Raw genomic sequence first — 24,732 nt, 5'->3', positions numbered from 1 at the left:
GCTGCCTTGTCGGAATAAGGGATGATCAGCGCAGTGCGCGGGTCCAGCGGTGCAGGATGTCTTTGCCGAGGGGGCGGGTTTCAACCAGCTCAAACCGCGGCGCTTCCTCCAGCCGGCCGATGCCGAGCGCACCGATCGATGGCAGCCCCTCGGCACCGATACCCAGTCCGGCGGTAAATCCGATCAGCTCATCGACCAGATCAAACGCCAGAAGCGACGCCGCCAGCGCACTGCCACCTTCGCAGAACACCCGCGTGAGCCCCGACTGACCCAACTGCTGCAGCACATCCGCAGCGTCCAATTGCACCCCGTGCGAGGCACAGGGGATCAGCTTTGCGCCCAGCCCTTCCCAGGCCTGGATCCGCTCATGATCAGCGCCGTGACCGTGGCACAGCCAGACCGGCACATCCCTAGCGGTACGGGCCAGTTGTCCCATCAGCGGCAAGTCCAGATGGCGTGAGATCACCACCCGCACCGGCTGGTGGTCCACACCCAAGTCCCGCACCGTCAGCGAAGGATCATCCGCCCGCGCAGTCCCGCCGCCGACCATCACCGCGTCATGGCGCGCGCGCATTGCGTGCACGGCACGGCGCGCCTCCGGTCCGGTGATCCATTTGCTTTGGCCCGATCCGGTGGCAATGCGCCCGTCAAAACTGCTTGCCAGCTTCAGCGTCACCAGCGGGCGGCCCTGTTCGGTCTTCAGAAAGAACCCGGCATGATCCCGCGCCGCCTGTGCCGCCCAAATCCCGGTGGCCACCGCGATGCCCGCATCGCGCAGCATCTGAAAACCGTGCCCGGACACCCGCGGATCGCTGTCCTCGATCGCCGCAACAACCCGCGCCAGCCCGGCATCGATCAGCGCCTGCGCGCACGGCGGAGTTTTGCCGTGATGGGCGCAAGGTTCGAGCGTCACATAAGCGGTGGCGCCGCGTGCGGCCTCACCGGCCTGCGCCAGCGCTTCGGTTTCGGCATGAGGGCGGCCGCCCGGCCGGGTCCAGCCGCGGCCCACAACGCGGCCGCCCTGCACGATCACACAGCCGACCGCCGGGTTCGGCCAGCAGTTGCCCTGCCCGCGCCGCCCCAGGGACAGCGCCAACGCCATGAAACGGTGATCGGAATCCATCAGTCTTCCGGCGCGGTGCCGGGGCGGAGTTCGTGCACAAAATCCTCGAAATCATCCGCCGCCTGAAAGTTTTTGTAAACGCTGGCAAAGCGCACGTAAGCCACGGTGTCGATCCGGGCCAGCGCCTCCATCACGATCTCTCCGATTTTCTTAGAGCCGATATCCGTCTCGCCCATGCTTTCCAGCCGCCGCACAATGCCCGAGATCATCTGGTCAATGCGCTCCGGCTCAATCGGGCGTTTCTGCATTGATATGCGGATTGAGCGTTCCAGCTTGTCGCGGTCGAAATCCTCGCGTTTGCCGCTGGTCTTAATCACTACCAAATCGCGCAGCTGAACCCGTTCATAGGTGGTGAAACGGCCGCCGCAAGCCGGGCAGAACCGCCGCCGCCGGATCGAAACATGATCTTCGGCGGGACGTGAATCCTTGACCTGAGTGTCGATATTTCCGCAAAATGGGCAGCGCATCCGCCTGCTCCCTCAATCCTGTCAGCCTATTCTTTGTGCCGGTGTTTGCCCGGTTATCCACAACTATAGGCTACCCTCCATAATTTGGGTAGAGGTGATTTATGGCCGCTAGATAAAGAGGTTCAGGCCAGATGCGCGGCCACACGCCGCTGTTGCGGTCTATCGCGGTGTTCAAACAGGTAGATCCCCTGCCAGGTGCCCAGCACCGGGGCGCCGCGGCTGACAGGGACAGACAGGCTCACCGGCAGCATCGCTGCCTTGATATGGGCAGGCATATCATCCGGGCCTTCATAAGTGTGCTGCAGATAGCCCATCGACGGATCGGAGGACGGCGGCACCAGCCGGGCAAAGAAGGCGCCAAGGTCGGTCTGCACCTCGGGGTCGGCATTTTCCTGGATCAGCAAGGAACAGGATGTATGGCGGACAAACAGGGTTAGCAGCCCCTCCTGCAGGCCGGACCCGAAGACCCAGGCCCGTATTTCGCGGGTAAACTCATAAAGGCCTTGCCCACGCGTCGGAATGGTAAACTCATGCTGCATAGTGCTTTTGTGGCGGAACCCGGCCCGGCTGGCAACCGCTATGCCCGGTGACAGCGCAAGCTAAGGCAGCCAGCGGTCCCGCCCCGGCAGCCGGTCGTAGCAATAAGTCTGCGCAGCTGTCACCCGGAGGTTGTCCCCTGCCTCGCGCACATTCAGCGACAGGCTGGAAGACCGGTCAGGAACACCAGGCGGCAGGCCGAAGGCAAATTGCACTGCCTTGCGCCCGGGGCGGTTCACGGAAGGCCCCTCGCCGCGCCAGACATAGATCCGCTGGTTCACCGGCGCCCGCAGCTGGCGGATGGCAAAATCGGCGATGCTGCACCAGTAATCCTGTGCGCCGGACCGGCTTCGGGCGATCACCTCCCAGACACCTTCGGAGACCGGCAACACCTCGTTCCGGTTAATCGCGCGCCAAGCGGATGCAGGCAATGGGACAGCCAGAGCAAACGCCAGCATCCCTGACAGCCACAATCTTTTACAGGTCATCTCACCCTCCCTTTCCACCGTCGCGCAACGGCAGCGGATCATTCTGATCTCACGGCCGCCCGAACGGAATAAAGCAATATCCCAATGCCGCCTGAACACTCATTGTATCACCAGATTGCAGGCTGTTGACAGAGCCGTATCCGCCAGCCGGCCCCGCTGCGGCCAAATCCGGATCCAGCGTGAACTGGACTGCTGAACGGCGCCCGGTTGTTTCGCTGCGGCCCAGCCCGCGGGTGATATGCAACTTGCTGTTCCGGGGAACCCGCAGACTGCGCTGCGCATAATCCGCTGCCCCGCACCAGAAGAGATACCCGTTGCCTGTGTTCGGGATGACCTCGAATACACCATCAGATACCGGGTTGACGCGAATGCTGTGGCGGCTGGCGCCGGCGGCTGAACTGTCTGGGAACGCCACCAGCAAAAACGAGGCACAGAGGGCGGCGGCAGCAAGTTTCATCTCATTTCCCTTTCGTTCAGCGGGGCCCATGCCTGTTCAGGCTGCACCTCTCCAAGGGTAGGGAAAATTCGAACACAGGCCAGTCACACTGCCGTGCAATGGCTGACAAGTATCAGCGGTTAACCCTGCCGGGCCGAAATCAGCGCCGCTCCCAGCAGAGCAGAACCGGATTTTACGGAACCTTGGCCTCAGTCCGGCAGGGGCGGCGGATGTGCCGGAAATCCTCCTGGCTCCCGCCGCCTTGCCTGCGGCCCGGACCATCAAAGGGCTGCGGCTTCGACGCAATATCCGTATCCCTGCTGTACCGACATGCTTTCACCCGGACGAAAGCCCAGCGACAGCCAGCCCGTTTTGGGTTCGACACCGCTCCGCTCCGGGTAAAGCGTGAATTGCACCGAGGACCGGCGCCCGGTGGTGACGCTGACATCCCGGCCGCGCACCACATAAAACCGGTCTGTCCAGCCAGCGTCCAGCTCGCGGCGGGCGTATTCGGCAGCGGCGCACCAGTAATCCCAGGTGCCGCCGGATCCGCGCGGCACCACTTCATAGACCGTGTCGTTGACAGGCAGCACCCGTACGCCGCGGTTGGTGGTAAAGGCATCCGCAGTTGCGGCAATGGAAGAAAGGCAAGCTAGGCCTGCTGCGCAAAGGAGGTTTTTCATTCGGCACTATCCCTATGTTCGCTTCAACATAGGGTTTGGCGGCAGCGGCTCCAACAGACAGATGCCGTCTTTGCCGCGGCCTCTCGCAGATGTGTGACAGCGGGTCTCAGGTGCGGGCCGGAAAAGGAATGATCTCTGCACTGTCCCGCTGATGGCTCAGCACGCCTTCGAGGATGGCCAGCGCTGCGGCGTTTGGGACCGTGCCTGTGCAAGGATGGAACTTTTCCCGTGCCTGGCTGCGCAGCATATCCTTGGTCTGCACCCCGTCCATTTGCTTTAGCGCGTCACCCTGATCCGCCAGCGCATCGACCATGAACCGGTTCGCGGTTGCCAGATCATTCAGCGATTGGAGCTTTTCGGTCAGCACCAGCAGCGCCGTGTTCAGATTGGAATGTGCAGACATTCTCTTCCTCCGGAAGGCCAATAAGCGACAGCGCCAATTTTAGAGCCTGCCACGGTGCCGGACAATGTCGAGGTTAGCAAATGGTTAACGCCTCAGATCCAACTCCGGCAGCACCAGATACCCGCTGTAACGCACCAGAAGGCCGATGCGCGGCAGGCTGGCAGAAATGTCAAAGCCCAGATGCCCCTCCGGCGTCTCAAATTCGGTTGAGACGCTATTCGGGCAAAGGGCTTGGGGCAGCGGCACCCCGAACAGCCGTGCCTTGTCCACCGCGACCACCAGTGCCCCCTGCTGCACCGAGACGGACAGCTCCAGCTCAACCACTCCGAAGCGTTCCACCGCCCGGCCTGATTGCGGGTCGTAGCGCAGGTGCGAACGGGTCAGGAATTTTCCGAAACCGCGCCGCCAGACATGGCCCGGGCCCTGCGGCGTGACATCCAGCCGGAACCGGGTTTCGGCCATTGGCGGCGGAAAGCCTGCAAGCCCTGCCAGCAGCCGCGCCCAGCGGGTGCCGCCCTCGACCTTGACCCTGCCGTGGCTGCATTCCGGCGGCTGCGCATGAAACCGCAACAGGGCCGGCGGCACCTCCAGGTTTTGCGCGGCGATGATGTCGCCGAATGCATCCCTCATTCGGCAAAGCCCCCTTTGGCAAAACGGGCGCGGATTTCCGGGCTGGGGATCATGCAGCTGTCAGACCGGCTGAACAGCCTGTACCAGTTGCGGGCGATGCTCAAGTAGAGCGCATCCTTCAGTCGCCCCGGCAGAAGCCGGCTGACCGACACTAGAAGCCAAGGCCAAGGCAGCATCCGCACCGCAGCGGCAAAGGCATCGAGCCGCTGATAAGTGCGGCCATCGACGATCACCAGATTGGTCTCGAAGTTGTCCACGGGCAGGCCATGCCGACGGTAGAGCTGCTGGTCCAGAGACGACTGCGCGGTGGCAAAGGAGAACCGCCCCAGTCACAGGCCGGCAAAAGCGGTTTCCCCCTCGTACCCATTGAGCATGATGCACTTCCTCTAACAAAAAAGGCGCCCCGCGAGGCGCCTTTTGAGTTTACTGGTCCAGGAAGCTGCGCAGTTTGCGGCTGCGGCTGGGGTGCTTCAGCTTGCGCAGCGCCTTGGCCTCGATCTGGCGGATCCGTTCGCGGGTCACGCTGAACTGCTGGCCAACCTCTTCCAGAGTGTGATCGGTGTTCATGCCGATGCCGAAGCGCATCCGCAGAACCCGCTCCTCACGCGGGGTAAGCGACGCCAGGACCCGGGTGGTGGTTTCCTTGAGGTTTTCCTGAATGGCGCTGTCCAAGGGCAGCACCGCGTTCTTGTCCTCGATGAAATCACCCAGCTGGCTGTCTTCTTCGTCCCCGATCGGAGTCTCGAGGCTGATCGGCTCCTTGGCGATCTTCATCACCTTGCGGACCTTCTCCAGCGGCATCTGCAGCTTTTCGGCCAGCTCTTCCGGCGTCGGTTCGCGGCCGATCTCATGCAGCATCTGACGGCCAGTGCGGACCAGCTTGTTGATCGTCTCGATCATATGCACCGGAATACGGATGGTGCGCGCCTGATCCGCGATCGAGCGGGTGATCGCCTGGCGGATCCACCAGGTCGCATAGGTCGAGAACTTGTAGCCGCGGCGGTATTCGAACTTGTCCACCGCCTTCATCAGGCCGATGTTGCCCTCCTGGATGAGATCCAGGAACTGCAACCCGCGGTTGGTGTATTTCTTGGCAATCGAGATCACCAGGCGCAGGTTGGCTTCCACCATTTCCTTCTTGGCCTGGCGGGCTTCTTTCTCCCCCTTTTGAACCTGCTGCACGATGCGGCGGAATTCGGAGATGTCGAGGCCGACATACTGGCCGACCTGGGCCATGTCGGCGCGCAGTTCCTCGACCTTGTCGGTAGAGCGTTCGATGAACATCTGCCAGCCGCGGCCGGGCTTTTCGCCCATGTCGGCAAGCCAGTTCGGGTCCAGCTCGCGGCCGCGGTAGGCGTCAATGAATTCGCGGCGGTTGATACGGGCCTGGTCGGCCAGCTTGACCATCGCGCTGTCAATTTGCATTACCCGGCGGTTGATGCCGTAGAGCTGGTCAATCAGCGCCTCGATCCGGTTGTTGTGCAGATGCAGCCCATTTACCAGTTCGACGATTTCCGAACGCAGCGCCTGATAGGTCGCCTCGTCCTGCGTGCTGAAGGAGCCGTCCTCGTTCAGGGTTGCCGAGATCCGGCTGTCCTGCATCTCGGACAGCTGGGCAAAGTCGGTCGAGATCCGCTCAAGCGTGACCAGTACCCGGTCCTTGAGCGCGGCCTCCATCGCGGCCAGAGACATGTTGGCCTGTTCATCTTCGTCATCATCGTCATCGCTGGCGATCGGATTGCCGTCGGCGTCCAGTTCCGGACCGTCATCCTTGGCCGGCTTGGCTGCTGCAACAGCCGCGGTATCGACAACCGGCGCCTCCTCCTCGCCGTCCTCGTCCAGCTGGTTGCCGAAGGTGGCCTCCAGGTCGATGACGTCGCGCAGGAGGATGTCCTCGGACAAAAGTTCGTCGTGCCAGATGGTGATCGCCTGGAAGGTCAGCGGGCTTTCGCACAGCCCTAGGATCATCGTATTGCGGCCGGCTTCGATCCGCTTGGCGATGGCAATCTCGCCTTCCCGGCTCAACAGTTCAACCGACCCCATCTCGCGCAGGTACATGCGCACCGGATCGTCGGTGCGGTCCAGCTTTTCAGCCTGGGCGCCGGCCAGCGCAACTTCGCGCGGGCCTTCGGTGGTCACAAGGTCGGTGGTGCCCTTGTTCTCTTCTTCCTCGGCTTCTTCGTCCTCGATGATGTTGATGCCCATTTCGCTGAGCATCGACATCACGTCTTCGATCTGTTCCGAGCTGACCTGATCCGGCGGCAGAACCTGATTGAGCTGATCGTAGGTGATGTAGCCTTTCTCGCGGGCCTCCGCGATCATCTTCTTGACCTGAGTCTGGCTCATGTCGAGTGAGATTTCGGCATCCTGATCGTCAGGTTTGCGATCGTCGGTGTCTTTGGCGGCCATTCAATGCTCCTACTCAGGGGCTGCGGGGCGATTCGGGTCGCGCGAATCATTAGCGCGATTCTCTGATTCGTCACCCCGTTTACCCAATTTTCCTGTGCTCTTCCTTAGCAAAACGCAGAATCATCCGATCTGCGTCATTTACCGGAAAAGCCGATCCGGTCCAAAAGGGCGCCGAATGCGTCGCGCTCATCGCGGTTGAGCCGCGCGCCGTTCTCGCCCACATCATACTGCGCCTGGTCCTCATTCTCGCTGCGCACCGCCTTGTTCTTGGCCTCGGCTGCCTGCCGCAACCGCCAGGTCAGCGCCTCGTCCGCAAGGCCGTCCAGATCCTCTTCGGCCTCCGCCAGCTCCGCGTCCAGCCCGCGCCGCGCTTCCAGCTTTGCAAGCTCCTCGGCCAGGGTCATGCTGGCCAGCTCGGTGTCGCCGGGTTTGCGCAGGCAGGGGGTAATTCCGACATGGCGAAGGCCAAAGAGGTTTTCAAGGGCATGGGGTCCCAAAGACCAGTCGATTTCCTCACGCAGACGCTCCGGAGCGCTGATACCGTGGCGCAGCACCATGTCGCGCAGCGCCGCCAGATCCGGATCGGCACACTGCAGGCGCTCCAGGCTGGTCTCAAATTCGGGGATCACAGCCGGGGTGGTGATCGCCGTGGCCAGGATCACCGCTTCGCGCATTGCAGCAAAATATTCGTCCTCGGCACCTGCCACCAGCGAGGCGCGGGTGGTTGCCCGCGGCTGCGGGATCGGGCCAAAGCCCTTGCCGGGTTTCCAAGGCGCGCGGGCGCCGTCACGGAAACCGCCGCCCTTCCCGCCCCGCTGCTGGTAGCCGCCGCTGTCACGGCTGCCGCGAAACAGCTGCCAGCGCATCTCCTTGACGTCTTCGCCGTAGTGTTTGCGGATCGAAGGGTCGCGGATCAGCTTGATCTTTTCCCGCAAAGCCTTGTCCAGCGCTGCCTTGCGCTCGGGGCTGTCAAACACTTTGCCCTCGGTCTCGCGCTGCCACAGCAGCTTGACCATCGGCATCGCCTGATCCAGCACCGCCTGCACCGCCTCCGGGCCTTCGCTGCGGATCATGTCGTCAGGGTCCTTGCCTTCGGGCATGATGGCAAAGCGAAGGGATTTGCCGGCCTCCAGCAAGGGCAGCGCCAGGTCGATCAGCCGCATTGCAGCCCGGATGCCCGCCTTGTCACCGTCCAGCGCGATGATCGGCTCATTCGACATCCGCCACAGCATCTGCAGCTGGTTTTCGGTGATCGCCGTGCCCAATGGCGAGACAGACGACTGAAAGCCGCCTTCGGCCAGCGCAATCACATCCATATAACCTTCGGCCACCACAAGCGTGGATCCCCTTCCCGAAGCTGCGCGCGCTGGCCCGTGATTGTAGAGGCTGCGCCCCTTGTCGAACAATTCGGTCTCGGGAGAGTTCAGGTATTTGGCGTTGTCGTTTGGATCCATCGCCCGGCCGCCAAAGGCAACGGCGCGGCCTCGGGCGTCACGGATCGGGAACATGATCCGGTTGCGGAAGGTGTCATAAGGTTTGCCGCCCTTGTTCGAAGGCTTGGCCAGCCCCGCGCCGATGATCAGGTCTTCGGGCACGTTCTTGCCGCGCAAGCCATCCCACAGGTTCTGCCAGCCATCGGGGGCAAAGCCGATCTCCCAGCGGTCCAGCGTTTGCGCCGTCAGCCCGCGGCGCTGCAAGTATGCGCGGGCGTCATGGGCAGCGCTGGTTTTCAGCTGCAGGCGGAAGAACTGCACCGCCTGCTCCATCACCTCAGCCAGCAGGGTCCGGCGGTCCTGCTTTTCCTGCGCGCGCGGATCGCGTTTGGGCATTTCCATGCCCGCTTCCTGCGCCAGGATCTCAACCGCCTCCATGAATCCGACGTTCTCGGTCTCCTGCACAAACTTCAGCGCGTCGCCCTTGGCGTGGCAGCCAAAGCAGTAATAGAACCCCTTGCGGTCCTCGACATGAAAAGATGCGGTCTTTTCGTGGTGGAAGGGGCACGGGCTCCAATAGTCGCCCTTGCCCGGCTGCGACTTGCGCTGGTCCCACATGACCTTGCGCCCGACAACATCAGAAATGCTGATGCGGGTGCGCAGTTCATCCAGAAAGCCGGGCGGCAGGGACATATCAGTTCGACTTCAGCTGTTTCTGCATCGCCTGGATCTGATCCCAGTTCTGCAGACACTGCTCTTCGAACAGCGCGCCGAGGTCGGCGTCCTTAAGGTCGCGCCGCTTCATTGCGTAGACATGGCTCGTCAGCTGCGGGATCGCATTGGAATAGGTCTCAGGCCATTCCGGTTCGCTGTCCAGAATCACCTGCTCCACCTCTTCCTGCTTCACCCGGTCCAGCCGCGCCTGCTGCACGGCAGCCATGACCTGCCCTTGGTACTTACAGCTTTGTTCTTTTGTTTCAGAAGCATAGGCCGGAGCCGCCAGCAAGGCGGCTGCAAGGGCAATGCGGATCATAGATGCGCTCCGGGAATCAGTTGGTGATCCCCAGAGATTACCCCCGTGCCGCGACAGCTTCCATCGCTGTTTTCAAATCATGCACAAGCGTTGTTGCCATCGATCGGAACACCATAATCTGAAACGACTGCGGACCGGTGCGCGTCACTGACGCCATCATGTGCTTCAGCTCGGTCCGCACGGTATGGCCGCGTTTGAACACCGCCCCGCGCAGATCGACCGGAACCAGGCGCGCCAGCACGTCCTCGGCACCCGCGCCCTCCAGCCGCACCACGGCCCAGGCGTCGCTTTGATCCGTCAGCGCGGCGTGCGCGGCCAGCTTATCCTCCGGCGCAGGCCCCATCAGCAGTGCTGCGTCCTGCCCGAACCAGACCGCGCGGTTGCCCGCCTTGCCGGTCGCACGGTTCGGGGCCGGAAAGGCCATGCCATGAGCGGTCTCCAGCGCCTTGCTCAGCGCCTCCTGCTGGCCTTTGAAGGGCGCCACGGACCAGATATTACCGGGATGTTCCTCGGTCAGGCTCATGCCGCTGATGGTTACCGGAAGCAGCCCGTCACAAGGGCTTTTCGCAATCAGTTCAGCCACGGGCTCGCTCTCCTTCGGGGTCAAAGAACACAGGCGAAACAACCTCGCACAGGGTATCAACGCCGCGCATATGGTCGACCAGGCGCACGGTCTCACCAATCCGTTCCGGCCCTTCTTTCAGAAAGGCAAGGCCGATCGGATGCCCCAAAGTCGGTGAATAGCCGGCCGAGGTCACATAGCCCTGATCATAGATCCGCTCCACCGGGTCACCCGGCGTGAACAGATGCGCACCGGCGGTGATCTCCTTGGCAGCCCCCACAGGCTTCAGGCCCACCAGGCGCATCCGGTCTTCAGCCATCAGGCCCTCGCGAGAGGACATCGGCTTCCCGAGAAAATCTTTCTTTTTGGACATCATCCCCTGCAGACCAAGGTCAAAGGCGGTCACGGTGCCGTTGATCTCGGCATGGGTGATCAGGCCCTTCTCAATCCGCAGCACGTTCAGCGCTTCCATGCCATATGCTCCGCCGCCCATCGCCTCGGCCCGCTTCAGCAGCTCGCGGAACAGGCTCTCGCCATAGCGTGCAGGCACCGCAACCTCATAAGCCTGCTCGCCCGAAAAGGAGATCCGGAACAGCCGCCCCTTGACGCCCAGCACGGTCGCCTCGCCGCATCCCATAAAGGGCCAGGTCCCGCCGTTCACATCCTCATCCAGGAGCCCGTTCAGAAGCGCCTGCGATTTCGGACCGGCCACGGCAAACTGCGCCCATTGCTCGGTCACCGAGGTAAAGCGCACATCCCATTCCGGGTAGAGCGCCTGGGAGACAAACTCCATATGCGCCATCACCTGGCCGGCGGCAGCAGTGGTCGTGGTCATCACATAGTGGTTTTCCCCCAGCCGCGCGGTGGTGCCGTCATCCATGACAAAACCATCCTCGCGCAGCATCAGCCCATAGCGGACCTTACCCACCTTCAACGTGCTGAAGGTGTTGGTGTAGAGGTGATCCAGGAACTTGCCCGCATCGGCCCCCTGAATGTCGATCTTGCCCAAAGTGGAGACATCGCAGATGCCCACAGCCTTGCGGACCAGTGTGACTTCCCGGTCGCAGGTCTGACGCCAGCTGGTTTCCCCCGGCTTCGGGTAGTAGGCCGCGCGATACCACAAGCCCACTTCCAGCTGATGTGCGCCGCGCGCGTCGCTTTCGTTGTGCGAGGTGAGGAAGCGCTGCGGCTTGAAGCCCTCACCCGTGGCCCCTGCCCCCATAGCACCTAGCGACACCGGTACAAACGGCGGGCGGAAGGTGGTGGTGCCGGTCTCGGGGATCGTCCGGCCCGTGGCGTCCGCCAGCACCGCCAATGCCGCAACGTTGGAGTTCTTGCCCTGATCGGTCGCCATGCCTTGGGTGGTGTAGCGCTTCATATGCTCGACCGAGCAGAAGTTCTCGACCGCTGCCTGTTTCACATCCTTGACTGTCACGTCGTTCTGAAAGTCGAGCCAGGCCCGGCCCTTGCCCGGCACCGCCCACAAGGCGGCGATGCGGTAGGGATCATCCTCCGCATCCGGCAGGTCGGAAACGGTGGCTTTAAGGCCCAGCGCCTCTACCACTTTGCCAGCAGCCTCAGCGCCTTCACGCAGCGCACCAGCGGTGGAGAAGGCGCCGTTGCAGGCGCCCGCGGTGACCATGCCCGGTACTGCACCCTCAGCGGGCACAAAGGCCAGCGCATCGCGTTTCCAAGCAGGGCGGCTGTTCAGATGGCAGGTCAGATGCACCGACGGATTCCAGCCGCCGGACATCGCCAGGCAATCGGTCTGGATCTTCTCCTCGCCCTTGACTGAGCGCACAGTGATGCTTTCCACCCGATGCCGGCCGGCAGAGCCGCAGACCTGCGCCCCCTTGATCACCTGATAGGGTCCGCCGTCCGGCGCCTCGTGACGGCTGTCGATCACCGACGCGATATGCACGCCAGCGTCATGCAGATCGCGCGCTGTGCGGTGGGCCTGGTCATTGTTGGCAAAGACTGTCACCCGCTGCCCCGGTGCCACGCCCCAGCGGTTCAGATAGGCGCGCACGGCGCCCGCCATCATAATGCCCGGCCGGTCGTTGTTGCGGAAGGCCACCGGGCGCTCAATCGCACCCGCCGCCAGTACCGCGTATTTGGCCGTAATCCGCCAGAAACATTCGCGCGGCAGATGGCTGCCCTTTAGCGAATGACGCCGCGGCAGGTGATGCGAGACGCGCTCCAGCGCGCCATAGGTGCCTTGGTCATAGGCTCCGGTGACAGCGGTGCGGGTCATCAGCCGCACATTGCCCATCGCCTCCAGCTCGGCCAGTACATCGGCGGTCCACTGATGCCCAGGCTTGCCGCCAATTTCCTCGCGCTCGGCCAGCAGGCGGCCGCCCATGCGGCTGTCTTCCTCAGCCAGGATCACATCGGCCCCGGCCCGGCCCGCGGTCAACGCCGCCATCAATCCCGCAGGACCGGAACCGATCACCAGCACGTCGCAAAAGGCAAAGGCTTTCTCATAGCGGTCCTGATCCGCCTCGCCTGACAACGCGCCCAGCCCCGCCGCATTGCGGATCAGCGGTTCATAGATCTTCTCCCAGAACGCTGCCGGCCACATAAACGTCTTGTAATAAAACCCCGCGGTAAAGAACGGTGCCGCCAGATCATTGAGCGCCATCACATCGCGTTCGACCGAGGGCCAGCAGTTCTGGCTGCGGGCCTCCAGCCCCTCGAAAATTTCCTGCTGGGTGGCGCGCACATTGGGATCCTGCTGGCCGCCGGTGCCGATGGTGACCAGCGCGTTCGGCTCCTCGCTGCCCGCAGTCAGCACCCCACGCGGGCGGTGGTATTTGAACGACCGCCCCATCAGATGCACATCATTTGCCAGCAAGGCAGCGGCCAGCGTGTCCCCTTCCAACCCCATCATGTGGCGGCCGTTGAAGGAGAAGGTGATTGGCTTTGCGCCCTGGTTCAGCCCTTTTCCGGGAAGTCTCATTTCTCACCTCCCAGCCCGGCCTCGGACGCCAGCTGCACGGCCAAAATCTCATGAGTCGCGGTATCGCGAGTCACCTTCAGCCAGGCATTGCAGCCCATCTCGTGATACCACAGCTCATCCAGCGGCCCCGCAGGGTTCTCCCGCAGATTCACATATCCATGCCAGGCATCCAGATCCGCGCCCTCGGCCGGGCGCACCAGCGCAGCCCCTTTATAATAGAATTCGCGGCGGCCCCTCTCACCGCAGAGCGGACAGGCTATCCTCATGACCAGCGCCCTTTCATCTTTGCAAAAATACTCCCGCCGGAGGCATGCCCGGCGCACTCCAAACGCTTAGTGCAAGTTATGCTGCGCACCGGTCCCCTCCTCATCCATCAGGCCCACGCCGCTGCGGAAGCGGTCCAGCTTCAGTTTCGCGGCCGCCCCGTGCGGCCGGTCCGTTGCAATCAGATGCGCATAGACATGGCCCGAGCCCGGCGTCGCCTTGAAGCCGCCGTAGCACCAGCCGCAGTTCAGGTAGAGGCCGCCGATCGGCGAATGGTCGATAATGGGCGAGCCGTCCGGGGTCATATCCATGATGCCGCCCCAGCTGCGCAGCAGCCGCGCCTTGCTGACCGCAGGCACCATCGCCACGAAACTCTCCATCGTGTGCTCCACCATCGGCAGGTTACCCCGCGCGGCGTAGGAGCTGTAAAAGTCCAGATAGCTGCCGAAGACCAAGCCACCCTTGTCCGACTGGCTTATGTACAGATGCCCTTCGGCAAAGGTGATCACGTGGTCGACGATCGGCTTCAGCCCTTCCGAGACAAAGGCCTGCAGCACGTGGCTTTCGATCGGCAGGGTGAGGCCGGCCATGGCCGCCACCTGGCCCGAACGGCCCGCCGCGGCCAGCGCCACCTTCTTGGCGCGGATCGGCCCGCGGGCGGTCTGCACCCCCACCACCTTGCCGCCTTCCACGTCGATGCCGGTGACTTCGCAGTTCTGGATCAGATCCACCCCGCGCATGTCGGCGCCGCGGGCATAGCCCCAGGCCACGGCGTCATGGCGAGCGGTTCCTGCACGGCGCTGCATCAGCCCGCCCATGATCGGGAAGCGGTTGTTGTCAAAATTCAGGAACGGTGCCAGCTCACGCACCTGATCGCGGCTCAGAAGCTCCGCGTCGTCCCCCTGGTTGATGATCGCATTGCCCCGGCGCACCGCCGCATCGCGCTGGCCGTCATTGTGGTACAGGTTAAGGATGCCGCGCTGGGACATCATCGCATTGTAGTTCAGGTCCTGCTCCATCCCTTCCCACAGTTTCAGCGAGTGGGAATAGAACTCGGAATTGCCCGGCAGGTAGTAGTTCGCCCGCACAATAGTGGTGTTGCGCCCCACATTGCCGCCGCCAAGATAGCCTTTCTCCAGCACCGCCACATTGGTAATGCCGTGCTCCTTGGCCAGGTAATACGCGGTTGCCAGACCATGGCCGCCGCCGCCGATGATCACCACGTCATACTCGGTCCTGGGCTCGGGGTCGCGCCAGTGCGGCGTCCAGCCCCTGTTTCCGGTGAGCCCCTCTTTGAGCACACGCCATCCCGAAAACCGCATGTCGTCCCTCCCCGTCAAATCACATCCGCTGCCCGGAAAAAAGGTGACCCGGACCCTGGCGGCATTGCTACCCGCTTTCGCTTGCTGCTCCTAGCCCCAAGGATCAATTTGCGGCAGCTCAGCACAGCTCTGCCGCAAATCACACGAACTAATCACTTGTGTCTAGTAATATCTGCGACAGACCGTGCCGTATTCCGGTTTACTCACAAAAAACGGGGCAGAAAGTTTCCCTTCCGCCCCGCTCATATATCAAAGTTCCTGCAGGCTGGTCAGAGCCCCTTGGCGTGATAGCTTTTGGCGACCTTGTCGATCGACACCAGATAGGCGGCAGTGCGCAGGTCGGTCACATCATCGCGGCTGTGCCAGACCTCGCGCATCGCCTGGTAAGCCACCCGCATGGTGTCATCGAGGCCCGAGCGCACCAGTTCCAGCTCGCCTGCGCCCTTCAGATACTTGTCCTTGAAGTTCGGCGACATCGACCAGGTGCCCCCCATCACATCATCCAGACGCTGCAGCTCATCAATCACTAGCTGGTGGCGCGCCTCTTCCTGGCGGCGCTGCATCCGGCCGAAACGGATGTGGGACAGGTTTTTGACCCATTCAAAGTAGGACACCGTCACACCGCCCGCGTTGGCATACATGTCGGGGATGATCACAATGCCCTTTTTGCGCAGAACATCATCCGCACCGGCGGTCACCGGGCCGTTTGCAGCCTCGATGATCAGCGGCGCCTTGATGTTTTCCGCATTGGACAGGTTGATCACGCCTTCCAGCGCCGCCGGGACCAGGATGTCGCATTCTTCCTCCAGCAGCACCGCGCCGTCCTCGACGTATTGCGCATCCGGGTAGCCGGTTACGCCGCCATGCTTGACGATCCAATTGCGCACCGCTTCAACGTCAAGACCGTCAGCGCCGAACAGCCCGCCGTCCCGCTCGATGATGCCGGTAATCCGCGCCCCATCCTCTTCGGACAGGAACTTCGCCGCGTGATAGCCCACGTTGCCAAGCCCCTGAACGATGATCCGCTTACCATCCAGTTTGCCGGACAGGCCCGCTGCCGCCTTGTCTTCCTCATGGCGGAAGAACTCCTGCAGCGCATATTGCACACCGCGTCCCGTGGCCTCGACCCGGCCCGAGATACCGCCGGCGTTCAACGGCTTGCCGGTGACGCAGGCCCTGGCGTTGATATCGGTGGTGTTCATCCGCGCGTACTGGTCGGCAATCCAGGCCATCTCGCGCTCGCCGGTGCCCATGTCGGGCGCAGGCACATTCTGCGAGGGGTGGATCAGGTCGCGTTTGGCCAGCTCATAGGCAAAGCGGCGGGTGATCAGTTCCAGCTCGTGTTCTTCATATTCGCGCGGGTCGATGCAAAGCCCGCCCTTGGAACCGCCGAAAGGCGCCTCGACCAGGGCGCATTTGTAGGTCATCAGCGCCGCCAGCGCCTCGACCTCATCCTGGTTCACCTCCGGCGAATAACGGATGCCGCCCTTCACGGGCTCCATATGCTCGGAATGCACTGAACGGTAACCGGTGAACGTGTGCATCGCACCGCGCAGGCGGACCCCGAAGCGCACCGTGTAGGTGGCGTTGCAGACCCGGATCTTCTCCTCCAGCCCCGGCGGCAGGTCCATCAGGGACACGGCCCGGTTAAACATCAGGTCCACGCTCTCGCGGAAGCTCGGCTCTGTGCGGCTGCTCATGAAAAAATTTCTCCGTACTCAAACATCGACTCGCTGCCGATGATGCCCACAGTCTATGCAGAGAAGATTAAGGAGTGCGACCTTTTTGACCATTCCCAGGCAAAAAGATTCGCAATTTCGCAAAAGCTTCACGATTCGCCGCTTGCCCCGGGCAATTGTCCCCCAGGTTGCAACAACCCCGCAAGATACACGGAAATTGAAAACCCAACTCATTGCAATCGTGTGTCTATCGGCGCAAACCCGCCCCAATTCCGCCACGTTCGGCAGTCATTAATTATGTGTAAATTCCGCGTCTAGAGCCAGGCTGTTCTGTTCAAGAGCCGGCGGAGGGGTGTTGTAATGCATAGACGTCACAAGGGTTCCACAGCGTTAACCAGTCCGCTCATGCTGCGCTGTCTGGCCAAGGCAAAAGCCTTCCTCAGAGAAGAGGACGGCGTGCTGGCCAAACCGATGATCGGCACCTTCCTGGCAATGCTTGCGATCGGCGGTATCGGGGTCGACCTGATGCGGATGGAACGTGACCGCACCATGCTGCAATACACGCTTGACCGCGCGACCTTGGCGGCTGCCGACCTCGATCAGCAGCAAACACCCGACGCTGTGGTTCGGGACTATCTCGCGAAATCGGGGCTGGAAGATTACTATCAGGCTCCCTGGTGGGAATCCGGGCTTGGCTTCAAAAAGGTGGAGGCTACGATCGACACCACCTTTCCGACCCACCTGCTGAAATTCGCCGGCGGCGACGACATGCCGCTCCATGCAGCCTCGCGCGCCGAGGAGAGCATCGACGGGGTGGAAATCTCGATGGTGCTGGATGTGTCCGGCTCGATGGACTCCAACAGCCGCCTGACCAACCTCAAGGTCGCGGCAAAGGATTTTGTTGACACCATGGTGGCCAACACCACCGACGGCAAGATGTCGATCTCAATCGTTCCCTATGCGACCCAAGTGTCCGTGCCGGAGAACCTGATCAACCAATACGGCCTGACCCGGGTTCACTCTTATTCGAACTGCGTGAATTTCTCCTCTTCGGACTTCAATTCAGCCAGCCTGTCAACAACTGCGTCTCTGGAACAGACGATGCATTTCTCTCCCTGGTCCAGCTGGGACCGGAGAGACAATGAATCTCAATTGGTTGACAGCCCGGTTTGCGAAGATGATCCAAGCCGCGAAATCCTGCCGTTTCAAAAAGATGCTGCGACGCTCAAAGCCTACATTGAAGACTTTGATGCGGGCGGCAACACCTCGATCGATATCGGCATGAAATGGGGCACAGCGCTGTTGGATCCGTCAGCACGCCCAGCCATCAGCGCACTAACCACAAGCGGTGATGTGCCAAATGACTTTTCTGCCCGCCCGTCTGCATACACCGACTCCGACACCGTCAAAGTTCTGGTGTTAATGACAGACGGCCAGAATACCTCACAATACTACGTCGAAAGCGATCACCGGAACGGTCCCACCGATGTTTGGTATCACGCCGGGCACGACGTTTATTCGAGCTACTACGCCCCCTACAACAAGTACCGCTGGCAAGGGTACAGCGGCTGGAAAAACGCCCCCTACAAGGGCAACGAGTCGGAGCAGCTCAGCTACGCCGACCTGTTTGCGGACACACCATTGAAATATATATACAAAAATATTTTCAACTGGCTAGGGTCCGCCAAATCCACCTGGTACTATGGCGTCTACGACTATTACGGCAACTCGACCAAAAATGCCCGCACCCGCAGCATCTGCCAGGCGGCCAAGGATCAGGGAATCATTGTCTACGCCATCGGCTTCGAGGCGCCCAGCAACGGCGTGTCGGTGCTGCAGGATTGCGCCAGCTCTGCCGCCCATTATTTTGACGTCGACGGGTTGGAAATCAGTGATGCCTTTGCCTCGATCGCAACTTCCATCCGTCAGCTGAGGCTCACCCAATGATCCGCCGTATCACCCACGCCCTGCGCCGTTTCAGGCAGCGCGAAGATGGCAACGCCACGGTCGAATTCGCCATCGTCATTCCCGCCTTCCTGATGATCCTGATGTCCACCGTCGAACTGGGCATGATCAACCTCCGCCACTCACAGCTTGAGCGGGCCCTGGACGAGACCGTCCGCACCATCCGGCTCGGCACTGGCGGCGACATGCAGCATGATGACCTGCGTGACGAGATCTGCGGCCGCTCCGGTTTCATTGACGAGTGCAGCACATCCCTGCGCCTCGAAATGCTGCAGATCGATCCCTACAGCTGGACAGCCATTGATCCGACCCCGGACTGCGTGAACCGCGTCGAAGATATTCAGCCGGTCCGGAGCTTTGAAAACGGCCAATCCAATGAACTGATGTTCATCCGCGCCTGCATGAAGTTCAATCCGATTTTCCCGACTTGGGGACTTGGCACAAATCTGAGCAAGGACGGCGACGGCCGGGTCAACCTGATTGCTTCCTCCGCATTCGTCCAGGAACCGAGGTAACGCTATGCTGACACTCCTCTCCCGCCGCCTGTCCGGCCGCCTGCCAGGATCCGCCTGCCGCTTTCTGGACGGAACCCAGGGCAGCGTCTCCATCGAATTCGCTTTTTACGCGCCGCTTCTGCTGGGTCTGTTTGCCTCCATCTACACCTTCTTTGACGCCTTCCGTCAGGAAAGCATCAATCTGAAGGCCGCCTATACCGTGTCTGACCTTATTTCACGAGAAACCAATTTTGTGAACGACTCCTATATCGACAGCATGCATGCGCTGGCTTCGGAGCTGGTGCGCAGCGACACCACGCTGTCAACCCGCATCTCGGTTGTCCGCTGGGATGAAGCCGATCAGCGCTACTATGTCGACTGGTCCAAGGTCCGCGGCAGCGCCTTTCAGGAATGGGCAGACGGCTCTATCAACACAGTCAAAGAGAAACTGCCCGACATGCCGGACCAAGAGCGTGTCATCCTGGTGGAAACCTGGAACGAGATTAGTCCAGCTTTCAATGTTGGCATTCCGCTCATGGATGTGCAGAATTTCATCTTCACCCGCCCGCGTTTCGCCCCGCTTGTCGCCTTCGAAGGCGGTGCCACCGGGTCCGGAAGCCACGACGACAACACCGGCGGCACCGATTAAACCGGCTAGTGCGGCCTCAGTGGCCGCGTTGCGCCATCATCGCGGCCAGGATTTCCGACATCGCCTTGCCTTGCGATCCGGGCGTCACCCCGCCGATACCGATCCGGCGGCCCAGCCGCCACCACAGCCCGGGCATCCAGATCCTGGAGCCTTGCGCCCCGGTCCGGATCAAGAACCCGTTGGACGGCTTAAAGGCAAAAAAACCGCGGTCGATGGCTTTGATATCCTCAACCCTTGCAATCAGCTGCCCGTTTGAACAGCGAAGCTCCTCTGCCGTCAGCTCGATCCGGTGAACGGTTGCCTGCCACATCCGGACTGCCAGCCACAGCGCAGCCGTGCCAACCGCCAGCAGAAACACCAGCCATGCTGGCGACGGCGGCGCCGCAAAGGCCACATAAAGCAGCAGGCAGCCGGTCAAACCCAGCATCACAGTACCCATGATCCGCCGCCCGCCGGTGGCTTCAATTGTGGCCAGGACCTCATTGCTCATCCGCTGCTCCCCTTGCTGCTGATCCGGGCATAAACCGGATCAGCCAAAGAAAACAGCCCCCTCCGGAGCGGCGGCCGGATGCGGCCGCACAGTCCGGGGAAACTTATTCCGCTGCAGCGCGGCGGACGACAACTTCATAGCCCGGCTCTTCCGCTTCATCATCCACCATTTCCGGCGGGAAGCCCGGCGCGCGGATATCCAGACCGGTAGCGTCTTCCAGGCGTCGGATGATGTTGGGCGACAGCTCGCGGTCGCCATAGCGGCTGATGCCGTCGTCAAAGATCTTCACGATCAGCGGGCTGACCTCCAGCGGCACATTTGCCCGATCAGCGACGTCCTGGAACAAGCCAACATCCTTCTTCACCAGATCCATAGTGAAGGAAATATCCCGGCTGCCGTTAAGGATCACCTGGCTTTCGGTGACATGCGAAAACGAATTCCCGGAGCTGATCCTGATCGCCTCATAAGCAATATTCAGATCCATGCCTGCCGCCTTGGCCGTGACCAGCGCCTCGGCGTTGGCCACCAGATGCACGGTGGCGAGATAATTGGTCACCACTTTCAGAACCGAGGCAGACCCCAGATCGCCGGTGTGCAGGATGCGGCGGCCCATGGTGGTGAGCAGCGGCAGGATGGTGTCAAAAGTGCCGCGATCGCAGCCCGCAAAGATTGAGATATTGCCGGTGCCCGCACGGTGGCAGCCGCCTGAAACCGGGCAATCCACCGCACGGCCGCCCTGTTCGATCACCATCGCGCCCAGACGCTTGGCCTCTGCCTTGTCGGTGGTGGACATTTCCATCCAGATCTTGCCTTCAGTGACCTCCGGCAGCATCTGCATCATCACCGCATCCGACGCCGCCGGCGACGGAAGGCAGGTTATCACCGCATCGCAGTCGCGCATCATCTGGGCCGGACTTTGCGCCTGTTTGGCGCCTTTCTCTACAAAGCTCTGCACCAGCTCCGGGTTCAGATCGTGCACGGTCAGGTCCACGCCGTTGCGCAACAGGCTGCCGGACAGTTTGCCGCCAACATTGCCAAGGCCGATAAAGCCGACTTTCAAAGTGGTCGCCATTTCCAGTTTCTCCTCCCGGGGCAAATCTTCTGCGATATGGCTAGCTTGACCACAGCCAAAACTAAAACGAATAATAACGCCATCTGACCTCAGGATTTTTTGCAACGGATATGTCCGACCTGCCCAACCTCGTCTGGCTGCGCGCCTTTGAAGCCGCCGCCCGCCTGAAAAGCTTCACCGCCGCGGCAGAAGAGCTGGGGCTGACCCAAGCCGCCGTCAGCCACCAGGTGCGCAGCCTGGAGAAAAGTTTTGGCATCACCTTGTTTATCCGCAGGTCCCGCCACTTGGAACTGACAGAACTGGGCCACGCCTACTACCCCTCGGTCGCCCAGGCACTGACTGACATCGCTTATTCGACCCGCGGGCTTTTGGGGCATGCGCAGACCCGGACTGTGACCCTGCGGGCACCGGTTTCAACCGCGGTTTTATGGGTTGCACCGCGGCTGGGGGCATTTCATGCCGCCAATCCGCACATCCGCATCCGGCTGATCTCTGCCGTCTGGGCCGACAGCACCCAGGACGAGGATGTGGATATCGACCTGCGGCTCGGGCCCTCCGGCTGGTTCGGCACCCGCGCGCATCTGCTCTCGGCGGAGACCGTGATCGCCGTGGCGCAGCCGCAACTGGCCGGGCGGCTGCACACGGTGGACCAGCTGTTCGACCAGACACTGATCCACATCCACGGCTACCAGGATCACTGGTTGCGGCTCTCTGAACAGAAGGGCGTGCCACTGAAAGACCGCAGCGCGCCGCTCTATGTGGACACCTCGCTGGCAGCGATCGAGATAACGGCCTCCGGCGCCGGTGTTGCCATGCTGATGCGCCGCTATGCAGAACTGCCGCTGTCACAAGGCCGGCTGGCACCGGTGCCGGGTGCGGAAATTCCCATGGGCCAGGGCCACTACCTGATGCCTGCCGCCGGGGAGGCTCCGAACAGCGCCGAAGTTTCCATGGTCCGCGATTGGATAGTATCACAGTTCGGCTGAAAAGCGGCGGCTCCCAGTCCGGTCGAGGCTTTTCCCTGCGGACCGCCCAACACAGTGGCCGCCAGTATTCCGGCCTTTAAAGGCGGATAGAAATGGATGCCTGATGCGGAGCGGCGCTGCTCCATACAGGCCAGGATAGTCTCGAAGTGCGGCATCCGCATGCGGGTCGCCAATTCAACCGTGCCACGTCCAAGCGGCGAAAACCGAAGAAGTGGTGCAGCAAGGTTTAAACCGTGCCGTCCGCGCCCGGTCACGCCTCAAGGATCTTCCGCCAAGGGCACAGCAAATACCTCTACCCGCGATTGCAGACCCTTCAGGCTCTGCTCTCCTAAAGGCCTGCCCTTCAGCCCCGCCTTTTGCCGGAACTCCGAAGACACCAGCAGCGGCTCATTCCTTGCACCGCACAACCCCGCCACCCGCGCCGCCAAATTCACGTCGCGCCCGATCACCGTGTAGTCAAGCCGCATTCCCGAGCCAACATTGCCAAACGCCACCTCGCCAAAGTGAAGCGCAATGCCAACATCGAATTGCGGCTGCTCCAAGCGGGCCGCAACCCGCGTCAGCCCGTCACGCGACGCCTTGAGCGCCTGGGAACACGCCTCTGCGCCGTCCTCCCCGGCCCGGAAAACCGCCAGGACGCCATCACCGATGAATTTCAGCACTTCGCCGCCCGCGCCCTCGATCGGCGGCACGATGCAGTCGTAATAGGCGTTCAAAAGGCTGGTGGCCTGTTCCGCACTCATGCCGGCCGTCAATTCGGTGAACCGGCGCATATCAGCAAACAGGATGGCAGACCGGATACGCATCACCTCGCCCCGGTGCACATCGCCCGAAATGATCCGCTGCTGCGGCTCTTCGCCCACGTAGATCCGCAGCACCTCCTGCATGGCGCGGGCAGTGGCAAGGATTTCCTGACAGGCCGACAGCGCCGGGAAGACCGCGCGCAGAAAAGCGATATCATCCTGCGAAAACCCTTCGGCTGCCTGGGTGGCAAAGCTGAAGGTGCCGGCCATGCCGCTGCGCATGAAGACTGGCGCCATAATGTAATGGGTGTAGCCCCCCGCCTTCAGCTCCGGCACGATGCCGTAGCGGTCGCCGGGTGTGCCGGGCAGCCAAAGGATCACCCATTCGCCGGTCCGGTGCACATCGGCGGCCGGTGAATGGGCATAGCCCTGACCGCTTTCCTCATTGAACGGAAACAGATAGCTGCGGGTGCCCTGGCCGCGCTCCCAGAAGCGGGCGCTGGCCACCGCCTCGGCATGCAGCAGCGGCACGATGGAGGTGGCCCGGTCCAATGGCACGCCGCCTGCCCGGATCAGCCCAGCCATTTGCGTCAGCACCTCATCCGCTTCAGTGGCGCCCCGGGCCTCCCCCAGCATGTAGGAGATCAGGCGCAACGCGCCCGGCAACCGGTCCGGCGGCAATTGCTGAAGAGGATCATGGGATTGCATCATATGTTCAGGCTAACCCGTCCGGCATGCCCCCTGCAATGGGCGGCGCCCGCCTGCCCTTGGCGCCTGCGGCGCCGCGTCCCGCTGGGCCAGACAGCCCTGCGGGCTGAGGGAGATCCGTTCCCTGGCGCACAGGGGCCGTGTTTCAGAGCTCGTTTTCCGACGGCACCGCACAACTTATCTTGCCATCAGTCAAGAAAATCAAGGAGACAGGCAGATGTCCCTCAGACCGATACTAGAAACCCGTCCGGCGCAGCCCCATACCGAGGGCGCCGGCGTGAAACTGCACCGCGCCTTCGGCTTTCAGGACCCGTCAGAGCTGGACCCGTTCCTGCTGTTCGACGATTTCCGCAACGACACCCCCGAAGACTACCTGCGCGGCTTCCCGTGGCATCCCCACCGGGGCATCGAGACTATAACGTATGTGCTGTCCGGCGCTGTTGAACATGGCGACTCGCTGGGCAATGCGGGCACCCTGGGCGCAGGCGACGTGCAATGGATGACCGCCGGCTCCGGCATCCTGCATCAGGAGATGCCGTCAGGAAATGCCCAAGGCCAGATGCATGGTTTCCAGCTCTGGGGCAACCTGCCTGCCAGCGAAAAGATGACCGCGCCGCGCTATCAGGATGTGAAAGGCACGGAAATCCCCGAAATCATCGACGATGACGGCACGAGGGTGAAAGTGATTGTCGGAGATTTCTGGGGCAAAAGCGGCCCGGTGGACGGGATAGCCGCTGATCCGCAGTATCTGGATGTGTTTATCCCTGCGGGCGTGAAAAAGACCCTGCCGGTCGACACTTACCGCCGCGCCTTTGCCTATGTTTTCGAAGGCCAGGCGGCTTTTGCCGATGCTTCTGCCCCGCAAGGGGTTCTGCTGGAAAAGGAGGTCGCCGGCGAAGAGGTCAACATTCGCGACCTGTCCGGCGACCGCACCCTGATCCGTTTTGGCACCGGCGAGGAGATCACCGTGCAGGCGGGCCCCGAAGGCGTGCGGTTCCTGCTGATCTCCGGCGCGCCGATCAATGAGCCGGTGGCCTGGCACGGGCCGATCGTTATGAACACCCAGGCAGAATTGCACCAGGCCTTCCGCGACCTGCGAAACGGCACGTTTATCAAACCCGCGCACTGACCAGCCACAGCCCGCCAATCGGGCCCGTGATGTGTTATACTTCCCCCGTCCAATGATCAGATGGGGGG

Annotated in this window: 24 protein-coding genes; 5 read left to right on the top strand and 19 right to left on the bottom strand. The window is 62.0% G+C overall.

All coding sequences use genetic code 11. The features are described 5' to 3' along the window. Positions 1 to 25: 25 nt before the first annotated feature. The 16 genes from ribD to AC0KW6_RS12010 form a co-directional block, all read right to left on the bottom strand. Positions 26 to 1,123, bottom strand: a complete 1,098-nt coding sequence (ribD, locus tag AC0KW6_RS12085; protein WP_474034986.1) for a bifunctional diaminohydroxyphosphoribosylaminopyrimidine deaminase/5-amino-6-(5-phosphoribosylamino)uracil reductase RibD — start codon at positions 1,121 to 1,123, stop codon at positions 26 to 28. Further along, positions 1,123 to 1,590 carry a transcriptional regulator NrdR gene (gene nrdR, locus AC0KW6_RS12080; RefSeq protein WP_024090833.1) on the bottom strand — a complete coding sequence of 156 codons (468 nt, stop codon included), beginning with the start codon at positions 1,588 to 1,590 and terminating at the stop codon, positions 1,123 to 1,125. Before nrdR ends, ribD begins: the two co-directional genes overlap by 1 nt. Positions 1,591 to 1,712: 122 nt before the next feature. Next, the gene (locus tag AC0KW6_RS12075) at positions 1,713 to 2,129 is read right to left on the bottom strand and encodes a secondary thiamine-phosphate synthase enzyme YjbQ (RefSeq protein ID WP_474034985.1); all 417 of its coding nucleotides are present in this window, start codon (positions 2,127 to 2,129) and stop codon (positions 1,713 to 1,715) included. A gap of 60 nt (positions 2,130 to 2,189) precedes the next feature. Then, positions 2,190 to 2,615, bottom strand: a complete 426-nt coding sequence (locus AC0KW6_RS12070) for a hypothetical protein (RefSeq protein WP_044008660.1) — start codon at positions 2,613 to 2,615, stop codon at positions 2,190 to 2,192. 717 nt (positions 2,616 to 3,332) lie between these two features. Continuing rightward, complete coding sequence (locus tag AC0KW6_RS12065) at positions 3,333 to 3,734, bottom strand: hypothetical protein (RefSeq protein ID WP_323784478.1); 402 nt, start codon at positions 3,732 to 3,734, stop codon at positions 3,333 to 3,335. Between the two features lie 106 nt (positions 3,735 to 3,840). Then, positions 3,841 to 4,137 (bottom strand): hypothetical protein, encoded by a 297-nt coding sequence (locus AC0KW6_RS12060; RefSeq protein WP_474034984.1) that lies wholly within the window; start codon positions 4,135 to 4,137, stop codon positions 3,841 to 3,843. Between the two features lie 84 nt (positions 4,138 to 4,221). Next, positions 4,222 to 4,767 (bottom strand): DUF4166 domain-containing protein, encoded by a 546-nt coding sequence (locus tag AC0KW6_RS12055; RefSeq protein ID WP_474034983.1) that lies wholly within the window; start codon positions 4,765 to 4,767, stop codon positions 4,222 to 4,224. Beyond that, positions 4,764 to 5,096, bottom strand: a complete 333-nt coding sequence (locus tag AC0KW6_RS12050; protein ID WP_474035007.1) for a thiol-disulfide oxidoreductase DCC family protein — start codon at positions 5,094 to 5,096, stop codon at positions 4,764 to 4,766. The genes AC0KW6_RS12055 and AC0KW6_RS12050 overlap by 4 nt, the downstream gene beginning before the upstream one ends. 94 nt (positions 5,097 to 5,190) lie before the next feature. Further along, a complete protein-coding gene (gene rpoD / locus AC0KW6_RS12045; RefSeq protein ID WP_474034982.1) occupies positions 5,191 to 7,176 on the bottom strand; it encodes an RNA polymerase sigma factor RpoD in 1,986 nt (661 codons plus the stop codon). A 134-nt stretch (positions 7,177 to 7,310) separates the two neighbouring features. Beyond that, a complete protein-coding gene (gene dnaG, locus AC0KW6_RS12040; RefSeq protein WP_474034981.1) occupies positions 7,311 to 9,302 on the bottom strand; it encodes a DNA primase in 1,992 nt (663 codons plus the stop codon). 1 nt (position 9,303) lies between these two features. Then, positions 9,304 to 9,642 carry a hypothetical protein gene (locus AC0KW6_RS12035; protein WP_323778753.1) on the bottom strand — a complete coding sequence of 113 codons (339 nt, stop codon included), beginning with the start codon at positions 9,640 to 9,642 and terminating at the stop codon, positions 9,304 to 9,306. A gap of 37 nt (positions 9,643 to 9,679) precedes the next feature. After that, positions 9,680 to 10,225, bottom strand: a complete 546-nt coding sequence (locus AC0KW6_RS12030) for a sarcosine oxidase subunit gamma (RefSeq protein WP_323778755.1) — start codon at positions 10,223 to 10,225, stop codon at positions 9,680 to 9,682. Then, on the bottom strand, positions 10,218 to 13,163 hold the full coding sequence (locus AC0KW6_RS12025; protein ID WP_323778756.1) for a sarcosine oxidase subunit alpha family protein: 2,946 nt from the start codon (positions 13,161 to 13,163) through the stop codon (positions 10,218 to 10,220). The genes AC0KW6_RS12030 and AC0KW6_RS12025 overlap by 8 nt, the downstream gene beginning before the upstream one ends. Beyond that, positions 13,160 to 13,429, bottom strand: coding sequence for a sarcosine oxidase subunit delta (locus AC0KW6_RS12020; protein WP_323778758.1), 270 nt, complete (start codon positions 13,427 to 13,429; stop codon positions 13,160 to 13,162). The genes AC0KW6_RS12025 and AC0KW6_RS12020 overlap by 4 nt, the downstream gene beginning before the upstream one ends. 66 nt (positions 13,430 to 13,495) lie before the next feature. Continuing rightward, positions 13,496 to 14,749: a sarcosine oxidase subunit beta family protein gene (locus tag AC0KW6_RS12015; RefSeq protein ID WP_323778760.1), complete on the bottom strand. Its 1,254-nt coding sequence runs from the start codon at positions 14,747 to 14,749 to the stop codon at positions 13,496 to 13,498. A gap of 269 nt (positions 14,750 to 15,018) precedes the next feature. Then, complete coding sequence (locus tag AC0KW6_RS12010) at positions 15,019 to 16,449, bottom strand: Glu/Leu/Phe/Val family dehydrogenase (RefSeq protein ID WP_474034980.1); 1,431 nt, start codon at positions 16,447 to 16,449, stop codon at positions 15,019 to 15,021. A gap of 384 nt (positions 16,450 to 16,833) precedes the next feature. On the opposite strand from AC0KW6_RS12010, the gene AC0KW6_RS12005 reads away from it, so the two are divergent. Genes AC0KW6_RS12005 through AC0KW6_RS11995 form a run of 3 tightly spaced genes read left to right on the top strand, consistent with a single transcriptional unit; the run spans position 16,834 to position 19,536 of the window. Continuing rightward, on the top strand, positions 16,834 to 18,375 hold the full coding sequence (locus AC0KW6_RS12005) for a TadE/TadG family type IV pilus assembly protein (protein WP_323778765.1): 1,542 nt from the start codon (positions 16,834 to 16,836) through the stop codon (positions 18,373 to 18,375). Next, positions 18,372 to 18,908, top strand: coding sequence for a TadE/TadG family type IV pilus assembly protein (locus AC0KW6_RS12000; RefSeq protein ID WP_323778767.1), 537 nt, complete (start codon positions 18,372 to 18,374; stop codon positions 18,906 to 18,908). Before AC0KW6_RS12005 ends, AC0KW6_RS12000 begins: the two co-directional genes overlap by 4 nt. 4 nt (positions 18,909 to 18,912) lie before the next feature. After that, entirely contained in the window at positions 18,913 to 19,536 is a 624-nt protein-coding gene (locus AC0KW6_RS11995; protein WP_474034979.1) for a TadE/TadG family type IV pilus assembly protein, read from the top strand. A gap of 16 nt (positions 19,537 to 19,552) precedes the next feature. Here the strand turns inward: AC0KW6_RS11995 and AC0KW6_RS11990 are convergent, their stop codons facing one another. After that, positions 19,553 to 20,026, bottom strand: a complete 474-nt coding sequence (locus AC0KW6_RS11990) for a hypothetical protein (protein WP_323778771.1) — start codon at positions 20,024 to 20,026, stop codon at positions 19,553 to 19,555. Between the two features lie 103 nt (positions 20,027 to 20,129). Continuing rightward, complete coding sequence (locus tag AC0KW6_RS11985; RefSeq protein ID WP_474035006.1) at positions 20,130 to 21,086, bottom strand: NAD(P)-dependent oxidoreductase; 957 nt, start codon at positions 21,084 to 21,086, stop codon at positions 20,130 to 20,132. Between the two features lie 122 nt (positions 21,087 to 21,208). Here AC0KW6_RS11985 and AC0KW6_RS11980 point away from each other — a divergent pair, with 122 nt between their 5' ends. Next, positions 21,209 to 22,084: a LysR substrate-binding domain-containing protein gene (locus AC0KW6_RS11980; protein ID WP_323778772.1), complete on the top strand. Its 876-nt coding sequence runs from the start codon at positions 21,209 to 21,211 to the stop codon at positions 22,082 to 22,084. A gap of 257 nt (positions 22,085 to 22,341) precedes the next feature. Here AC0KW6_RS11980 and AC0KW6_RS11975 read toward each other — a convergent pair whose 3' ends face one another. Then, positions 22,342 to 23,538 (bottom strand): adenylate/guanylate cyclase domain-containing protein, encoded by a 1,197-nt coding sequence (locus AC0KW6_RS11975; protein ID WP_474034978.1) that lies wholly within the window; start codon positions 23,536 to 23,538, stop codon positions 22,342 to 22,344. 214 nt (positions 23,539 to 23,752) lie between these two features. On the opposite strand from AC0KW6_RS11975, the gene AC0KW6_RS11970 reads away from it, so the two are divergent. Beyond that, positions 23,753 to 24,664, top strand: coding sequence for a pirin family protein (locus AC0KW6_RS11970; RefSeq protein WP_323778776.1), 912 nt, complete (start codon positions 23,753 to 23,755; stop codon positions 24,662 to 24,664). Positions 24,665 to 24,732 lie beyond the last annotated feature (68 nt).

Source organism: Leisingera sp. SA215, assembly GCF_055902035.1.
Note: the sequence above shows the minus strand (reverse complement) of the source record. Positions and strands in the feature narration are given on the sequence as shown.

What these genes read in the sequence shown, in the direction of transcription:
- ribD (WP_474034986.1), bottom strand. Translation starts at nt 1,123, where the DNA reads ATGGATTCCGATCACCGTTTCATGGCGTTGGCGCTGTCCCTGGGGCGG.
- nrdR (WP_024090833.1), bottom strand. Translation starts at nt 1,590, where the DNA reads ATGCGCTGCCCATTTTGCGGAAATATCGACACTCAGGTCAAGGATTCA.
- AC0KW6_RS12075 (WP_474034985.1), bottom strand. Translation starts at nt 2,129, where the DNA reads ATGCAGCATGAGTTTACCATTCCGACGCGTGGGCAAGGCCTTTATGAG.
- AC0KW6_RS12070 (WP_044008660.1), bottom strand. Translation starts at nt 2,615, where the DNA reads ATGACCTGTAAAAGATTGTGGCTGTCAGGGATGCTGGCGTTTGCTCTG.
- AC0KW6_RS12065 (WP_323784478.1), bottom strand. Translation starts at nt 3,734, where the DNA reads ATGAAAAACCTCCTTTGCGCAGCAGGCCTAGCTTGCCTTTCTTCCATT.
- AC0KW6_RS12060 (WP_474034984.1), bottom strand. Translation starts at nt 4,137, where the DNA reads ATGTCTGCACATTCCAATCTGAACACGGCGCTGCTGGTGCTGACCGAA.
- AC0KW6_RS12055 (WP_474034983.1), bottom strand. Translation starts at nt 4,767, where the DNA reads ATGAGGGATGCATTCGGCGACATCATCGCCGCGCAAAACCTGGAGGTG.
- rpoD (WP_474034982.1), bottom strand. Translation starts at nt 7,176, where the DNA reads ATGGCCGCCAAAGACACCGACGATCGCAAACCTGACGATCAGGATGCC.
- dnaG (WP_474034981.1), bottom strand. Translation starts at nt 9,302, where the DNA reads ATGTCCCTGCCGCCCGGCTTTCTGGATGAACTGCGCACCCGCATCAGC.
- AC0KW6_RS12035 (WP_323778753.1), bottom strand. Translation starts at nt 9,642, where the DNA reads ATGATCCGCATTGCCCTTGCAGCCGCCTTGCTGGCGGCTCCGGCCTAT.
- AC0KW6_RS12025 (WP_323778756.1), bottom strand. Translation starts at nt 13,163, where the DNA reads ATGAGACTTCCCGGAAAAGGGCTGAACCAGGGCGCAAAGCCAATCACC.
- AC0KW6_RS12020 (WP_323778758.1), bottom strand. Translation starts at nt 13,429, where the DNA reads ATGAGGATAGCCTGTCCGCTCTGCGGTGAGAGGGGCCGCCGCGAATTC.
- AC0KW6_RS12015 (WP_323778760.1), bottom strand. Translation starts at nt 14,749, where the DNA reads ATGCGGTTTTCGGGATGGCGTGTGCTCAAAGAGGGGCTCACCGGAAAC.
- AC0KW6_RS12010 (WP_474034980.1), bottom strand. Translation starts at nt 16,449, where the DNA reads ATGAGCAGCCGCACAGAGCCGAGCTTCCGCGAGAGCGTGGACCTGATG.
- AC0KW6_RS12005 (WP_323778765.1), top strand. Translation starts at nt 16,834, where the DNA reads ATGCTGCGCTGTCTGGCCAAGGCAAAAGCCTTCCTCAGAGAAGAGGAC.
- AC0KW6_RS12000 (WP_323778767.1), top strand. Translation starts at nt 18,372, where the DNA reads ATGATCCGCCGTATCACCCACGCCCTGCGCCGTTTCAGGCAGCGCGAA.
- AC0KW6_RS11995 (WP_474034979.1), top strand. Translation starts at nt 18,913, where the DNA reads ATGCTGACACTCCTCTCCCGCCGCCTGTCCGGCCGCCTGCCAGGATCC.
- AC0KW6_RS11990 (WP_323778771.1), bottom strand. Translation starts at nt 20,026, where the DNA reads ATGAGCAATGAGGTCCTGGCCACAATTGAAGCCACCGGCGGGCGGCGG.
- AC0KW6_RS11980 (WP_323778772.1), top strand. Translation starts at nt 21,209, where the DNA reads ATGTCCGACCTGCCCAACCTCGTCTGGCTGCGCGCCTTTGAAGCCGCC.
- AC0KW6_RS11975 (WP_474034978.1), bottom strand. Translation starts at nt 23,538, where the DNA reads ATGATGCAATCCCATGATCCTCTTCAGCAATTGCCGCCGGACCGGTTG.
- AC0KW6_RS11970 (WP_323778776.1), top strand. Translation starts at nt 23,753, where the DNA reads ATGTCCCTCAGACCGATACTAGAAACCCGTCCGGCGCAGCCCCATACC.